Source organism: Nocardioides cremeus, from assembly GCF_030518195.1.
In the GTDB taxonomy this organism is placed as follows: domain Bacteria; phylum Actinomycetota; class Actinomycetes; order Propionibacteriales; family Nocardioidaceae; genus Nocardioides; species Nocardioides cremeus.
Genome location: NZ_JAULSC010000014.1, coordinates 1 through 14723 on the forward strand (window position 1 = coordinate 1; position 14723 = coordinate 14723).

13 protein-coding genes are annotated in these 14723 nt (G+C 73.0%); 7 read left to right on the forward strand and 6 right to left on the reverse strand.

From position 1 onward, the window contains the following. Positions 1-354 precede the first annotated feature (354 nt). Entirely contained in the window at positions 355-1296 is a 942-nt protein-coding gene (locus QWJ41_RS13605) for a matrixin family metalloprotease (RefSeq protein WP_302708954.1), read from the reverse strand. A 63-nt stretch (positions 1297-1359) separates the two neighbouring features. Between QWJ41_RS13605 and QWJ41_RS13610 the strand changes: the two genes are divergently transcribed. Then, positions 1360-2547, forward strand: a complete 1188-nt coding sequence (locus QWJ41_RS13610) for a site-specific DNA-methyltransferase (protein WP_302708955.1) — start codon at positions 1360-1362, stop codon at positions 2545-2547. Positions 2548-2556: 9 nt separating this feature from the next. On the opposite strand, the gene QWJ41_RS13615 is transcribed toward QWJ41_RS13610, so the two are convergent. Beyond that, entirely contained in the window at positions 2557-3960 is a 1404-nt protein-coding gene (locus tag QWJ41_RS13615) for a WS/DGAT/MGAT family O-acyltransferase (RefSeq protein ID WP_302708956.1), read from the reverse strand. Positions 3961-4168: 208 nt separating this feature from the next. On the opposite strand from QWJ41_RS13615, the gene QWJ41_RS13620 reads away from it, so the two are divergent. The 4 genes from QWJ41_RS13620 (at position 4169) to QWJ41_RS13635 (ending at position 7989) form a co-directional block, all read left to right on the forward strand. Beyond that, the gene (locus QWJ41_RS13620) at positions 4169-4840 is read left to right on the forward strand and encodes an HNH endonuclease family protein (RefSeq protein WP_302708957.1); all 672 of its coding nucleotides are present in this window, start codon (positions 4169-4171) and stop codon (positions 4838-4840) included. A 152-nt stretch (positions 4841-4992) separates the two neighbouring features. Beyond that, positions 4993-5382 (forward strand): hypothetical protein, encoded by a 390-nt coding sequence (locus QWJ41_RS13625; protein WP_302708958.1) that lies wholly within the window; start codon positions 4993-4995, stop codon positions 5380-5382. Between the two features lie 34 nt (positions 5383-5416). Continuing rightward, the gene (locus tag QWJ41_RS13630; RefSeq protein WP_302708959.1) at positions 5417-6529 is read left to right on the forward strand and encodes an FUSC family protein; all 1113 of its coding nucleotides are present in this window, start codon (positions 5417-5419) and stop codon (positions 6527-6529) included. 74 nt (positions 6530-6603) lie between these two features. Then, complete coding sequence (locus QWJ41_RS13635; RefSeq protein WP_302708960.1) at positions 6604-7989, forward strand: threonine/serine exporter family protein; 1386 nt, start codon at positions 6604-6606, stop codon at positions 7987-7989. On the opposite strand, the gene QWJ41_RS13640 is transcribed toward QWJ41_RS13635, so the two are convergent. The 3 genes from QWJ41_RS13640 to QWJ41_RS13650 are packed head-to-tail and all read right to left on the reverse strand — an operon-like array spanning position 7986 to position 10960. Then, entirely contained in the window at positions 7986-8516 is a 531-nt protein-coding gene (locus tag QWJ41_RS13640; protein ID WP_302708961.1) for a ribonuclease FAU-1 family protein, read from the reverse strand. The genes QWJ41_RS13635 and QWJ41_RS13640 overlap by 4 nt on opposite strands. 30 nt (positions 8517-8546) lie before the next feature. After that, on the reverse strand, positions 8547-9389 hold the full coding sequence (locus QWJ41_RS13645) for an SDR family NAD(P)-dependent oxidoreductase (RefSeq protein WP_302708962.1): 843 nt from the start codon (positions 9387-9389) through the stop codon (positions 8547-8549). Then, entirely contained in the window at positions 9386-10960 is a 1575-nt protein-coding gene (locus QWJ41_RS13650; protein WP_302708963.1) for a flavin-containing monooxygenase, read from the reverse strand. The genes QWJ41_RS13645 and QWJ41_RS13650 overlap by 4 nt, the downstream gene beginning before the upstream one ends. Positions 10961-11009: 49 nt before the next feature. Here QWJ41_RS13650 and QWJ41_RS13655 point away from each other — a divergent pair, with 49 nt between their 5' ends. Beyond that, positions 11010-11621: a TetR/AcrR family transcriptional regulator gene (locus QWJ41_RS13655; RefSeq protein ID WP_302708964.1), complete on the forward strand. Its 612-nt coding sequence runs from the start codon at positions 11010-11012 to the stop codon at positions 11619-11621. 43 nt (positions 11622-11664) lie between these two features. Here the strand turns inward: QWJ41_RS13655 and rocD are convergent, their stop codons facing one another. Continuing rightward, positions 11665-12891 (reverse strand): ornithine--oxo-acid transaminase, encoded by a 1227-nt coding sequence (gene rocD, locus QWJ41_RS13660; RefSeq protein ID WP_302708965.1) that lies wholly within the window; start codon positions 12889-12891, stop codon positions 11665-11667. Positions 12892-13135: 244 nt separating this feature from the next. On the opposite strand from rocD, the gene QWJ41_RS13665 reads away from it, so the two are divergent. After that, the gene (locus tag QWJ41_RS13665; protein ID WP_302708966.1) at positions 13136-14683 is read left to right on the forward strand and encodes a hypothetical protein; all 1548 of its coding nucleotides are present in this window, start codon (positions 13136-13138) and stop codon (positions 14681-14683) included. The last annotated feature ends 40 nt before the right edge of the window (positions 14684-14723 follow it).

The following is a 14723-nucleotide window of genomic DNA, read 5'->3' on the forward strand; positions in this document are numbered from 1 at the left end:
GCCATGGACTCACGGGGTCTCGAGACGGTTGCTGCGCAACCTCCTCGACCAACGGCGCCGTTGGTCGAGCAGGGAGGAGCGCCAGCGACGAGCGACGCCGAGACCCCGTGAGGTGACCGCCCGCCGCAACCACTCGCCGTACGCCATGGAGTCACCGGGTTTCGCCGACGCTCGAGCCTTCGGCCCTCGCTGCTCAACCAACGGCGGTGCCCGTCGCCGTTGGTCGAGCAGGGAGGAGCGCCAGCGACGAGCGACGCCGAGACCCCGTGAGGTGCCCACTCGCCGTACGCCATGGACTCACGGGGTCTCGAGACGGTTGCGTCGCAACCTCCTCGACCAACGGTGGGGCCGGGCTCAGCAGCCGACGGCACCGAGGCGGGCGAGCCCCTCGAGGTCGCCGTCGCCGAGGTCGGTGCGCACCAGGTTGCCGCCGTACATGAGCTGGGTGTCGTCGTCGACGTGGGCCAGGCCCAGCACGTGGCCGAGCTCGTGCACGAGGATCGCGCGCATCGCCTGCTCGCCGCCGCGCTGGCCGGCGAGGCGGTCGAAGGTGTCGGTGTCGAGGGCGACCATGCCGGTCACGAAGCGCTCGGGCCCGACCTGGCGGGTCTCCCAGGCGCTGCCGCCGAGCCCGGCGACCTCACCCTCGAGCGCGGGGACCTCGTCGGCGTCGGCCCAGCCGATCAGCACCGGGCTGGGTGCGCCGGCCGCGACCGAGCGCCGGTCGAAGTCGCGGTCGTCGGTCTCGCCCTCGTCGGCGAAGACGAACCCGGAGGCCTCCTCGACGGTCTCGACCGACTCCTCGACGATCTCCTCCCAGCCGACCGGGGCGCCGTCGGGGTTGACGACGTAGGGGATCTCCTCGCACGGCGACCAGGTCACCGGCTCCTCGCTGCCGCGCTGGGTGCGCACGAAGGCGTACTCGCCGTCGCCGTCGCTGATGCCGACGATCTCGCCGAGCCGCTCGTTGCTGCCCAGCAGCTCGCGCACCCGGGTGCCGGTGGCGCCGGGGTCGCGGGCCACGATCAGCCCGGCGAGCACCGCCGCGACCAGCAGGCCCGGCAGCACCGGCCCGCGCGACCGCCGCCCGCGCCGGTCGCGCTGACCCGGCGCCGGGTCAGCGGGGGCGCCGTGGCCGCCGGCCCGGTAGAGCTCGCCGTGCGTGGGGGCGGCGGAGTCGTCGAAGAAGGAGGGGTCGAGCCCGTCCGGCCCGTCGAGCCCGGCGAGGCGGCACTCCATGTCGCGCACCCACCGTCGCTGGGCCCGCGCGTGCGCCCGCCGTTGCCAGAACCCCATGGCTCCATGCTCCCCGACGACTGGTGACGGCCCGGGCGCGGGGAGTGCGGCTAGGGTCGGCTGGTGGGCACCTGGAACACCCTCGTCGAGGGCGACAACCTCGACGTGCTCACCGACCTGGCGGCCCGGGAGCAGGTCTTCGACCTGGTCTACATCGACCCGCCGTACAACACCGGCAACGACTTCGCCTACAGCGACGACATCCGTGGCGGCGCGGGTGCCTCGCGGCACCAGGCGTGGGTGGCGATGATGCGCCCGCGCCTGGAGCTGGCGCGCAGCGTGATGTCACCGCGCGCGGCGCTCTTCGTGAGCATCGACGACCACGAGGCCGCCCACCTGCGGCTGCTCCTCGACGACGTCTTCGGCGAGACCTCCTTCGTGGCCCAGGTCGTGGTCAACCTCAACCCCAAGGGCCGCCAGCTCGGCCGCGGCTTCGCCACCAGCCACGAGTACCTGCTGGTCTACGCGCTCGACCCGGCGAGCTGCGCCCTGAGCGCGACCAGCGCGGAGACCGTCGACGAGCGCGACTTCGCGCTGCTGCACGAGGAGAGCGGGCGCCGCTACCGCGAGCTGCCGCTGCGCAACACCAACAAGAAGTTCAACCCGGTCACCGCACGCACCCTGCACTTCAGCGTGTGGGGCGACCCCGGCACCGGTCGGGTGTCGACGCTGCCCTTCGACGGTGGCGTCGAGGTCACCCCGGTCTTCGGCGACGGTCGACCCGCCGTGTGGCGCTGGAGTCGCCCGCTGATCGAGCAGCGCGCCGACGACCTGGTCTGTCGTGTCGTGCGCGGGCGCACCGGCGAGCGCGTCGACGTCTTCCAGCGCGACTGGCTGCACCCGGGCCGGCGCAAGAAGCTGACGACCATCTGGCTGGCCGAGGAGGTCGGCTCGACCGACACCGCCGTGGCCGAGCTCAAGGAGCTCGTGGGCCACGTCTTCGAGTCGCCCAAGCCGACCGGGCTGCTGCGCCGGATCCTGCACACGATGCCCGACGACGTCGCCGTGCTCGACTTCTTCGCCGGCAGCGGCACCACCGGCCACGCCGTCGCCCTGCTCAACGAGGAGGACGGCGGCACCCGCACCTGCCTCAGCGTCAACCGGGCCGAGCCCACCCGGCCCGGCTCCAACGCCGCACAGGCGGGCCTGGCCACGGTCGCCGACATCACCCGGGCGCGGCTGCGCGCGGTCGCCGAGCGGCACGGCGGCGGGCTGGTCGAGCTGGCCCAGCCGCCCGTGCCACCCGCCTGAGGCGACGCCTCAGGCGACCCCGGCCGCCTTCTCCAGCGCGGCGACCTCGTCCTCGAGGTGCACCAGCAGGCGCTGCAGGTGCGGCACGGTGCGGCGGCAGCCGGTCAGCCCGAAGGCGATGCGGCCGTCGTACGACGTGCAGGTGATGTTGAGCGCCATCCCGTTGATCGGGATCGAGAGCGGGTAGGTGCCGACCAGGCGCGCGCCGTTCCAGTAGTGGGTGGTGCGCGGCCCGGGCACGTTGCTGATGATCAGGTTGTACGGCGGTCGCACGATGCCCTCCATCCGCAGCAGCGGAGCCAGGATCATCGGGGCCTGGCCCAGGGCGCTCATCGCCAGGATCTGCACCTGCGTCATCGACGACAGGGCCTCCTTGCCGGCCTGCATCGAGTCGTGGATCGCCCGCAGGCGCTCGGCGGGGTCGGACCGGTGGGTGGCCAGCTGCACCATCACCGCGCCCACGGCGTTGCCGCCCTCGGCGGAGGCGATCTGCGACTGCTTGGCGTTCAGGCCCACCGGCACCATCGCCACCAGCGGGGTGTCGGGCAGGGCGTCGAGCTCGAGCAGGTAGGCGCGGATCGCGCCGCTGCACATCGCCATCACCACGTCGTTGATGGTGGTGCCGGTGGCCTTGCCGATGGCCCGCAGCCGCTCGATGGGCCAGTCCTCGGCGGCGAAGCGCCGGGCGCCGGTGATCTTCTGGTTGAAGATCGTGCGGGGCGCGTGGAAGGAGACAGCCGAGGTCTCGTTGCGCACCCCCTTGCTGAGGGTGCGCACCAGCGCGCCGGGCATCGCGGCGGCCTCGGCGGTCAGCGCCAGCGCGCTGCGCAGCGCGGCGACCGGGATCTGCGGCAGCGACGGCGCCTCGACGCCGCGGCCCGACCGGCTGCGCGGCGGACCGGCCGCCCACGGCGCGGGCATGCCACGCAGGTCGGGGTCGGTGGTCAGCACGCTCTGCAGCAGCCGCATCGCCGAGACGCCGTCGACCAGGGAGTGGTGGGTCTTGGTGTAGAGCGCCACGCGGCCGTCCTCGAGGCCCTCGATGACGTGCGCCTCCCACAGCGGGCGCTCCCAGGCCAGCCGGGTGGAGTGCAGCCGTGAGCACAGGTCGAACAGCTCGCGGTAGCGGCCCGGGGCGGGCAGCGCGCTGTGCCGCACGTGGTGGTGGGCGTCGAACTGCAGGTCGGGCTTCCAGACCAGCTGCCCGGCTGTGCGCACCGAGCGGTGCGGGTGCTTGAGGAAGAGCGGGGCGATCTCGTCGACGTCGCGCATCGCCTCGTACATCTCGCGGATGTACTCCGGGCCGGCCCCGTCGGGCTTCTCGAAGAGCTGCAGTCCACCGACGTGCATCGGCATGTTGCGGTTCTCCGCCAGCAGGAAGCCGGTGGCGGTGGGGTCGATCGGTGAGACCACGATGTGCCTTTCGCTCGGGCGCCGTACGGCGTCGCGGCCCCCGGGCGTGACGGGGACCACAAGGAGAACGTACGCCGGGCGAAGAAGTCATGCGCGCGCCGTCTCGAGTTCATCACGATCCTTCCCCGCCGCCGCCCGGCGCTGCCAGCATCTGCGGCACCGCGTCGGCTCGCTCGGGAGCCGGTGCCACGTCCCACCGGGAGCTGCTGTGCTGCGCCGACTCGTGACCACCCTGGTCCTCACCCTCGTCACCAGCGGGTCGGCGGTGGTGCTGCCCGCGGTGGACGGCGCTCCCGCGGTCGCCGCGACCCAGCAGTACTCCGCGCCGCTGAGCGTGGCGATCGGTGACCTGGTGGGCGCCTCCGAGGTGCGCACCGGCTACAGCCGGACCCTCTTCAAGCACTGGACCGACGCCGACGGAGACGGCTGCTCGACCCGCAACGAGGTGCTGATCAGCGAGGCCGACGACCCGGTCACCGTGGGCTCCGGCTGCTCGCTGACGGGCGGGCGCTGGTTCTCCTACTACGACGGCGTCTCGTGGACCGACCCGTCGGACATCGACATCGACCACATGGTGCCGCTGGCCGAGGCCTGGGACTCGGGGGCCTCCGGGTGGTCGTCGGCCGTGCGCGAGGCCTTCGCCAACGACCTCGACGACTACCGGAGCCTGGTCGGCGTGACCGACAACGTGAACCAGTCCAAGAGCGACAAGGACCCCGCTGACTGGCTGCCCGCCCAGCAGGTCTGCCGCTACGTGCGCGAGTGGGTGGCGGTCAAGCACCGCTGGCGTCTCACGGTCGACGGCTCCGAGCGGTCGGCGCTCTCGTCGGTCGCCTCCGGCTGCAGCGGCACCACCATCACGGTGACCCTGGCGCGCTGAGCACCGGCCCGCGGGCCGGTTCCCGTGCACAGGGCGGGCCCCGGGCGCGGGCGTCCCCAGGGCGCGGCGGGCGCCCCACGGTGGGGCAGGCAGGCTCCTAGCGTTCCCGACGAGCACCGGAACCGCCGGTGCCGGACCCCTCGGGAGCAGCCATGACCACCTCCACAGCCCAGGCACCGCACCAGACCCGTCCCGGCCCGCGCGCGGGCGCCGGCCGTCGCCTGCTGCTCGCCCTCGGCGCCGGCGTCGTCTCCACCGGCCTGGTGGTGGGCGCCGCGCAGGCCACCGGCGCGGCTCGGGACACCCGCGCTCCCGCGCCCGACACGATCGTGCGCGTGACCGGCAACGCCGACGGCGGCTTCGGCATCCAGCACTACGACGGCTCGACCCAGTTCCCGCCCACGATGAGCGAGGCGATGGCCGAGTGCCAGGAGTACCCGAAGAAGATCGGGCGGGTGCGCTGCCGCAAGGAGGTCAAGGTCTGGTACCGCGACCTCGCCGACCTCAAGCAGGCGATCAAGTACGCCCGCCGCGCCGGCTGAGCACGGTGCGGCCCGGCGGTGGCAGGATCGGGCCATGGCAGCGGCCCCGATCGACGAGCTCTGGAACCGTGGCCTGGCGCGCGGCCGCTCGTCGTACCGCGGCCGCGTGGCCCGGTGGAAGACCAAGCGCTGGCACATCGCGCAGTGCGCGGTGGCCGCCGCGGTGGCCTGGCTGGTGGCCTCCGAGCTGCTCGGGCACAGCGTGCCGGTCTTCGCGCCGATCGCTGCGGTGGTCAGCCTGGGCACCTCCTACGGCCAGCGGCTGCGCCGCGTCGCGGAGGTCACCGTCGGTGTGGCGGTCGGCGTCGGCCTGGCCGACCTGCTCGTCGCCGGGCTCGGGGCCGGCTGGTGGCAGCTGGGCGTGATCGTCGGGCTGGCGATGACGGCGGCCGTGCTGCTCGACGGCGGCACCCTGCTGGTCAACCAGGCGGCGATCCAGTCGATCTTCGTGGTCGCACTGCTGCCCGGCACCGGCGAGTCGTTGACCCGCTGGAGCGACGCGCTGGTGGGCGGTGCGGTGGCGCTGCTGGCCGCGACGGTGGTGCCGGCGGCCCCGCTGAGGCGACCGCGCGAGCAGGCCGCGGTGGTGCTGCGCAAGCAGGCCGACCTGCTGCGCGGCGCGGCCGAGGTGATCATCGACGGCGACGCCGAGCACGGTCTCGAGCTGCTCGCCGAGGCCCGCTCGACCGACCCGCTGCTGCGCGAGCTCAAGGCAGCGGCCGACGAGGGGATGGCGGTGGTGGCCTCGTCGCCGTTCCGGGTGCGGCACCGGCCCGAGATCCGCCGGATGGCCGACGTCGTCTCGCCGCTGGACCGCGCGATCCGCAGCACCCGGGTGCTGATGCGCCAGGTGGCGGTGGCGGCCTACCACCGCCGCCCGGTCCCGTCGTCGTACGCCGAGCTGGCCCGCGACCTCGCGCACGCCGTCGACGTCGTGGCCGCCGAGCTCGACACCGACCGGGTGCCGGTCGCTGCGCGCTCGTTCCTGGTGCGCGTGGGGCTCGACTCGGGTCGGGTCGAGCGCTCGCCGGAGATGACCGGCGACGTGGTGCTGGCCCAGCTGCGCTCCATCGTGGTCGACCTGCTGATGCTCACCGGGATGGGTCAGCTGGAGGCCACCGACACGCTGCCGCCACCGCCGCACTGAGGCCGCGGGCGACGTGAGCGAATCCACGCGGTAGGGGATTCGAGTCGCGTGCGGCGACCTGCCACCATCACAGCATGCTCGAAGCACGCGAGGCGAACCTCACCATCGACCTGTGCCTGCGGGTCGGTGAGGTGCTGCTCTCCTCGGGTGCGGGCGCCGCCGACGTGACGGCCACCATGCAGGGCGTCGCGCGCGAGCTCGGCATGCGCAACGCCGACGTCGACATCACCTTCACCTCGCTGGCGATGACGTACCAGGCGAACCCCGAGGAGCCGCCCCTCGCCTCGGCCCGGCAGGTCTCGCGCCGGGCCATCGCCTACGACCACCTGACCCAGGTCGACCACCTGGTGCGGCGCGTCCTCGACGGGCTGGTCGACGTGCACGAGGCGCGCAGCGAGCTGGCCCAGATCGTCTCCACCGGCCACGACCGCAAGCGCTGGGCGGTGACCGGCGGCTGGGGCCTGATGTGCGGCGGCGTCGCCATCCAGCTCGGCGGTGACCTGGTCGTCATCGCGCTGGCCGTGCTGTCGGCGATCCTCATCGACAAGATCCAGGACCGGATGCAGCGCCGCCGGATGCCGTCGTTCTACCAGCAGGTCGTCGGCGGCGGTGTCGCGACGCTGCTGGCCCTCGGCGCCGGAGCGACGCCCCTGTCGGTCAACGTGTCCCTGGTCGTCACCGCCAACATCATCATGCTGCTGGCCGGCATCGGCTTCATGGGAGCCCTCCAGGACGCGCTGACGGGCTTCTACGTGACGGCCTCGGCGCGGCTGCTCGAGGCGTTCCTGGCCACCGCCGGCATCATCGCCGGCGTCACCGGCGGTCTCAGCGTGGCCCGGGCGCTCGGCGTGCGGATCCCGCAGCTGGAGCCGGGCGTGGCGAACCTGCAGACCATCGGCATGCTCGCGATGGGCTCGGCCATCGCCGCCGCCGCCTTCGCCTACTCCACCTACGCCCCCGGGCGCATCCTGGCGCCGATCGCACTCGTCGCCGGGTTGGCGATGACCATCAGCAGGGTGGTCGAGCTGGCCGACGTCGGCCGGGCCTGGGCGGTCGCCATCGCGGCGCTCTTCGTCGGCCTGGTCAGCTTCACGGTCTCGGGCCGGATGCGGGTGCCGCCGCTGGTCGTGGTGGTGCCGGCGATCGTGCCGATGCTGCCCGGCCTGTCCATCTACCGCGGCCTGGCGCTGCTGGGCGAGGGCGGCAGCGCCACCTCGCCGGGCCTGCTCGCGATGGTCGCGGCGATCTCGGTGGCGATCGCGCTGGCCAGCGGCGTGATCCTCGGCGAGTACGTCGCCCAGCCGCTCAAGCGCGAGGCGCAGCGCGTCGAGGCGCGCCTGGCCGGACCGCGCCTGGTCGGCCCGGTGCACGTCATGAGCAGCACCCGCCGGCGCCGGCGCAAGCGGGCTGAGGCCGCGCGCGAGGCCGAGGAGGCCGCCGAGACCGGGGACGGCTCCTAGCGGCTGGCGCCCGTGGTGGCCGCGAGGTGGTCGAGCCACCGCTGGGCGTACCCGTCGTACGGCGCCGCCCCGGCCACGACCCAGTCGCGCACGCGCGCGCACCACTGGCGGGCCGCGGCCTGCACCTCGTCGGGGTAGCCGAACGCGACGCGGTGCTCCTCGAACTCGTCCTCGTCGTCGATGTAGACGCGACCCTCGGCCGTGCGCACCACGTCGAGGTCGAGGTCGACCGAGCGCAGCACGTCACCGTCCCAGACCGGGGGAGTGGCGACGTCGACGTAGACCGAGGCCCAGGTGCCCGGGGCGTGGAAGGTGGCGGCGTACCAGCCCTCGCGCGGGGCCAGGGTCACGGTGTCGACCTGGGAGTGGAACCGGGCGCCGGGGCGCTCGTGCAGCACCCCGGCGCGCACGCCGATCCAGTCGCCCCACTCGTCGGAGCCCAGCAGCAGGCCGTCGAAGCACCAGTGCGGGCGCTCGCCCCACTTGCTCATCTCGACGCGGACCGGGCGGGGGTCGGGCAGGCTCACCCGCCCGACCCTAGTGCGCCGCAGCGCCGTTCAGACGACGGTCGCGTCGGCCGGCAGCATCTTCTTGGCGCCCCGGGCGATGATGTCCTGGTAGCGCGAGCCGGTGAGCTTGGCCAGGTGGTGCAGGGCGTGCGCGTCGGCGCCGACGAGCACGCGGGCCTGGTTGCGGGTGATGCCGCGCACGATGATCTCGGCGGCCTTCTCGGGGGTCATCCGGGCCAGCTTCTTGTCGAACAGCTCGGCCGTCCTGGTCTTGTCCTCACGAGCCGAGACCCGCGCGTTGCGGGCGATCGCGGTCTTGATGCCACCGGGGTGCACCGAGGTGACCCCGACGGGGTGTCCGGCGACGAGCATCTCCTCGCGCAGCGCCTCGGTCATGCCGCGCACGGCGTACTTGGTGGCGTTGTACATGCTCTGGCCCGGCATCGAGATCAGCCCGAAGAGCGAGGAGATGTTGACGACGTGTCCCTCGCCGGAGGCGATCAGGTGGGGCAGGAACGCCTTGGTGCCGTGCACGACGCCCCAGAAGTTGATGCCGATGATCCAGTCGATGTCGTCGTACTCGAGGTCGAGCAGGTCGCCGGCCAGGGCGACGCCGGCGTTGTTGACCACGACGTTGACGCGACCGAAGTGGTCGGCCACCGCGTCGGCGTAGGCCGCGAACGCGGCCCGGTCGGCCACGTCGAGCCGGTCGCCGCGGACCTCGCGGGCGCCGGCGGCGCGGGCCAGCTCGACGGTGCCGGCCAGCCCGGCCTCGTCGACGTCGCTGAGGGCGAGCAGGGCGCCCTTGCCGGCCAGGTCGAGCGCGAGGGCGCGGCCGATGCCGGACGCGGCTCCGGTGATCACGACGACCTTGTCGCGGAGGTTCTTCATGCGGTCACTGCCTCTCGGTCGGTGCTGCTGGGGTGCGGGGGCGTTGCGGGGGAGCCGGGCGATCCGGGGGAGCCGGGCTCGGCGGTGACGGCGTACGCCGACACGTCGAAGCGCGCGAGCAGCCGGCGGAAGGTGAACGTGGTGCGCGGCCACAGCGTCGTGTTGCGCCCGTGCTCGTCGAGGTACCAGCTCGAGCAGCCGCCGGTGGACCACACGGTGCGGCGCATCCGGCGCTGCAGGTCGTCGTTGAAGACGGTGGTGGCGCGCTCGGTGGGCTCGACGCTGGCGTAGCGGTCGCGGCGCAGGGTGGCGATCGCGTCGCGCACGTAGGCCACCTGCGACTCGATCATGAAGACCATGCTGGAGTGGCCCAGGCCGGTGTTGGGGCCCACCAGCATGAAGAGGTTGGGGAACTCCGGCACCGTGGTGCCCTTGTAGGCGGCCATGCCGGTCTCGTCCCAGCGCTGCGCCAGCGTGCGGCCGGTGCGCCCGGTGGTGTGGTGGGCGAAGGGCAGGTCCGTGGCGGTGAAGCCGGTGGCCACCACCAGCACGTCGACCGGGCGCTCGGTGCCGTCGGCGGTCACGACGCCGGTGGCGCTGACCCGGGCGATGGGGTCGGTGACGAGGTCGACGTTGTCGGAGGCCACGGCGGGGTAGTAGCGGTTGGAGATCAGCACCCGCTTGCAGCCCAGCTCGAAGGTGGGGGTCAGCCGCTCGCGCAGGTCGGGGTCGGCCACGGCCTTGCGCAGGTTGGCCAGCGCGGCCTTCTTGGCCGGCAGCGCGATCCGGGCGTCGACGGTGAAGGCCGGCACGTAGGTCTCTCGGCCCCAGTAGATGGCCGAGCGGTAGGCGCGCTGCAGGCCGGGGACGTGGCGCAGCGCGGCCTTCTCGACCGACGAGTAACGCCGGTCGTGGCGCGGCAGCACGTAGGGCGCGGTGCGCTGGTAGAGGTCGAGGTGGGAGACGACCTCCTGCAGCTCGGGCACGATCTGGATCGCCGAGGCGCCGGTGCCGATCACGGCCACCCGCTTGCCGCGCAGGTCGACCGAGTGGTCCCAGCGCGCGGAGTGGAAGACCTCGCCCGCGAAGTCGTCGATGCCCTCGATGTCGGGCAGCCGCGGCTCGGAGAGGCTGCCGGCGCCCATCAGCAGGGTGCGCGAGGTCCAGGTGGTGCGGCCCTCGGGGCCCTCGGTGACGACGCTCCAGCGCTGGGTCGTGTCGTCCCAGGCGGCGTCGACGAAGGCGGTGTGCAGCTCGACGCGGTCGAGGATCCCCGACTCGCGCGCCACGCGCTGCAGGTAGGCCTGGATCTCCGGCTGGGGCGAGAAGGACATCGACCAGTCGGGGTTGGGCGCGAAGGAGAAGGAGTAGAGCTGGCTGGGCACGTCGCAGGCGGCGCCGGGGTAGCTGTTGTCGCGCCAGGTGCCACCCACGTCACCGCCCTTCTCGACGACCACCAGGTCGTGCTCGCCGTCCTCGGCGAGCTTGATCGCGGCGCACAGGCCGGCGAAGCCGGCACCGACGACGAGGTGGTCGACGGTCCGGGCGCGGGAGGGAGCGGGAGTGGACATGTGTGCACGGTATTGCGCCTATTGAATGAGTGTCAATAGTATGGCGTTCGTGAGCACCGACCCGCCGGCACCCCGCACCCGGCTGAGCCCCGAGCAGCGCCGCTCCCAGCTGCTCGACCTCGGCGTGCGGCTGCTGGCCACCCGCTCGGTCGACGAGCTGAGCATCGACCTTCTCGCCGAGGAGGCGGGCATCTCGCGGGGCCTGCTGTACCACTACTTCGGCAACAAGCACCAGTTCCACGAGGCCGTCGTACGCCGCGCGGCCGACGACCTGGTCAGCCAGACCGCGCCGCCGGTGGAGGGCGACCCGGTGCACCGGCTGCTGGTCTCGGTCACGGCGTACGTCGACTACGTGGACGCCAACTACGAGGGCTACCTGTCGCTGGTGCGCGGCGCGGCCAGCGGCAACGAGACGATGCGCGAGATCTACGAGGACGCGCGCCGGGCCCTGACCGACCGGATCTTCGAGGAGGACCCGAACGGCAACCTGGTGCCCGACACCCCCGCCGCCCGGCTGCTCGCGCGGGGCTGGGCGGCGATGGTGGAGGAGCTGGTGCTGCGCTGGAAGGTGCAGCCCGACGGGGTCACCCGCGACGAGCTGCTGGCGCTGATCGCCGGCTCGCTGCCGGCGCTGGCCCAGCTGCTGCCCGAGCAGCAGTAGGGCCAGCGGTAGGTCCGGCGGCAGGTCCGGCGGACCGGGCCGCTCAGGCCCCGCGCACGACCTCGGCGAGCTGGTCGAGGCCCCAGGTGAGGTCCTCGGCGGAGATGACCAGCGGCGGCGCCAGGCGGATCGTGGAGCCGTGGGTGTCCTTGGCGAGCACGCCGCGGGCCATCAGGGCCTCGCACACCTCGCGCCCGGTGCCGACGGCCGGGTCGATGTCGATGCCGGCCCACAGCCCGCGCACCCGCACCGCCAGCACGCCGTGGCCCACGAGGGCCTCGAGGCGCTCGCGCAGGATGGTGCCGAGCTCGGCCGCGCGGGCCTGGTGCTCACCGGTGGCCAGCATCCGCACCACGGCCAGGCCCACGGCGCAGGCCAGCGGGTTGCCGCCGAAGGTGGAGCCGTGCTGGCCGGGCTGCAGGACGCCGAGCACGTCGCGGTCGGCGACCACGGCCGAGACCGGCACGATGCCGGCGCCGAGCGCCTTGCCGAGCACGTAGAGGTCGGGCACGACGTCCTCGTGGTCGCTGGCGAAGGTCTTGCCGGTGCGGCCCAGGCCGGCCTGGATCTCGTCCATGGCCATCAGCACGTCGGTGCGGGTGCACAGCTCGCGCAGGTCGCGCAGGAAGCCGTCGGGGGGCAGCACGACGCCGCCCTCGCCCTGGATCGGCTCCATCAGCACGCCGACGGTGTTCTCGTCGATCGCGGCCTCCACGGCGGCGATGTCGCCGTAGGGCACCATCTCGAAGCCGGGGGCGAAGGGGCCGAAGCCGTCGCGGGCGTCGGGGTCGTCGGAGAAGCCGACGATGGTGCTGGTGCGGCCGTGGAAGTTGCCGGTGGCCACGATGATCTTGGCCTGGTTGGGGGTGACGCCCTTGACCTCGTAGCCCCACTTGCGCATCACCTTGATGGCCGTCTCGACGGCCTCGGCGCCGGTGTTCATCGGCAGCACCAGCTCCTTGCCGCACAGGTCGCCGAGCTCGGCGCAGAAGTCGGCGAACTGGTCGTGCACGAACGCGCGGCTGGTCAGCGTGAGCCGGTCGAGCTGCTCGTGGGCGACGCGCAGCAGGTCGGGGTGGCTGTGACCGAAGTTGAGCGCGGAGTAGCCGGCCAGCAGGTCGAGGAAGCGCTTGCCCTCGACGTCGGTCATCCAGGCGCCCTCGGCGTGCTCGACCACGACGGGCAGCGGCTTGTAGTTGCGGGCCGTGCGGGCCTCGCTGCGCTGGAACAGCTCGCTGCTGGAGCGGGACTCGGTCGCGGATGCCGTCATGGCGTCCTCCTGCTGCGTCGAAGGTGGCCGGCACGGCGTCGGCGTGCGGGTCGTGGGAGATCGTGCGGTGCTACGACTCCCAGGGGAGCAGATCGGAGCCCGAAAACCAAGATCGCGCGCGATCGTACGGCGCCGCCACCCCGGCGGAGCCGCGGGGCGGATTCCCGCCGTCGTCTGCGCGCGACGTACGGTACCGCCCGACACGCGGTCTGGTGCCGCTCCGCCCGACCGTCTGGACCGCTTCATGCTCCTCCCGCGCGCTCACGCGTCCGTGCTCTCCGCCCTCCTCCTCGCCGCCCTCCTCCTGGGGGTCACGGCCCCGGTCTCCGCCGAGGAGACCGACGCGGCCAGGACCGGCTCCCGGTCAGCCACTGTCGTCTTCCCCGACATCGAGGGGATCAACCCCGACAAGGACGAGTACGTCGTCGAGGTCATCGACAACGAGTACGAGAGCCTGCACGCCGAGTGGCGTGGCCACCGCACCCCGCTCGCCCTCGAAGGCCCCACCGTCGTCGAGCTGCCGGACGACAACGCCGGGAGGGTCGTCGTCACGGGATGCACGCAGGGCTCCTGCGCCGAGGTCGCGCAGTCTGGGCGCCTGGTGGTGATGCGCTCGCTGCCTGCGTCCTGGGACGGCAAGGTGCGGGTGGCGCAGGGGGCGGTCTCCGTCCTGGTCGACCTCGCGGTGAGACTGCCCCGTGTCGAGGGCACCGTCGCCTGGGAGCTGTTGGCCACCGACGGCTCCGGACCGGTCGCCTCGGGCGAGACCACGTACGAGACCCGGCACACCACGAGCCGTGGCGGGCTCGTCTTCGCCCTGGAGGTGCCGCCCGGCCTGCCTGAGGGGCGCCACGACCTGCGGGCACAACTGGTCGGCAGCTACCCCGAGCACGGCGAGCTGGCGGGCGAGGTCACCGGCGCCGTCGTGATCGACCGGACCGCTCCCGCCATCGAGGCCCTCGCCCTGTCGAACGACACGGTCTACCCGCCCTATGACGGCTACCTCGACAGCACCCGGATCAAGGTCACCGCTCCTCGTGAGGCTGTAGGAGGCAGCTGGCACGTCGAGAACGCGGTCGGCGAGATCGTCGATCGCGGCATCCTGCGCGAGCGTCGGGGGACCGACCGGCTGATCGGCAACTGGCACGGAAACGTTTTCGACGACAGCGAGGGCACTGTCCCCGCACCCGCAGGCGAGTACGAGGTGCACGCGACCGCCGTCGACAAGGCCGGGAACCACAGCGAGGCGGCCCGGGTGCCGGTCACGACCGTCAGCCAACGGAGGGTCAAGCGCTCCTTCGACCTGCGGCTGCGCCCGACCGATGCCGAGCTCCAGCGGTGGGTGGGCCGGTGCTCCCGGCTCAAGAGCCCCTCGTCGCGCAGGACGGCCGGCTCGATCGGGCTCTACTCGAACCTGCGGTGCGACAAGCCGGACGAGGGGCTGGTGGCGACGGTCAACGGTGTCTACCTGCCGCCCAGTGCTGACGGGCACTACCGCAACCTCGAGCTGACCATCACCGGCGGCCGGTCGAAGCGGCACCGCAACGGGGCGCTGGCCTACCTCGTCGCCTATGTCGAGAACCCGAAGGGACGCCTGAAGGGTCGCACCCAGCTGGGCCGTCGCCACCGGGCGTGGTCGGTCGACAGGTTCGGGGACAAGATGGTGCACGACCGTGACGAGCGGCCCTACGTCATCTGGCACGTGGCCCTGAGCGAGGGCAGCCGCTACGACGTCGACGAGTACCGGGTGCGCGGGCGCTACCACGCGCTCGTGGACGTCCCCACCGACTGAGCGCCGACCCGGCTCGTTCGAACCAGCCGAGTCGGCGGGG

Bases quoted from the DNA above. Each gene is read 5' to 3' on its own strand.
- QWJ41_RS13605 (WP_302708954.1), bottom strand. From the start codon at position 1,296: ATGGGGTTCTGGCAACGGCGGGCGCACGCGCGGGCCCAGCGACGGTGG.
- QWJ41_RS13625 (WP_302708958.1), top strand. From the start codon at position 4,993: ATGACCACCTCCACAGCCCAGGCACCGCACCAGACCCGTCCCGGCCCG.
- QWJ41_RS13630 (WP_302708959.1), top strand. From the start codon at position 5,417: ATGGCAGCGGCCCCGATCGACGAGCTCTGGAACCGTGGCCTGGCGCGC.
- QWJ41_RS13635 (WP_302708960.1), top strand. From the start codon at position 6,604: ATGCTCGAAGCACGCGAGGCGAACCTCACCATCGACCTGTGCCTGCGG.
- QWJ41_RS13645 (WP_302708962.1), bottom strand. From the start codon at position 9,389: ATGAAGAACCTCCGCGACAAGGTCGTCGTGATCACCGGAGCCGCGTCC.
- QWJ41_RS13650 (WP_302708963.1), bottom strand. From the start codon at position 10,960: ATGTCCACTCCCGCTCCCTCCCGCGCCCGGACCGTCGACCACCTCGTC.
- rocD (WP_302708965.1), bottom strand. From the start codon at position 12,891: ATGACGGCATCCGCGACCGAGTCCCGCTCCAGCAGCGAGCTGTTCCAG.
- QWJ41_RS13665 (WP_302708966.1), top strand. From the start codon at position 13,136: ATGCTCCTCCCGCGCGCTCACGCGTCCGTGCTCTCCGCCCTCCTCCTC.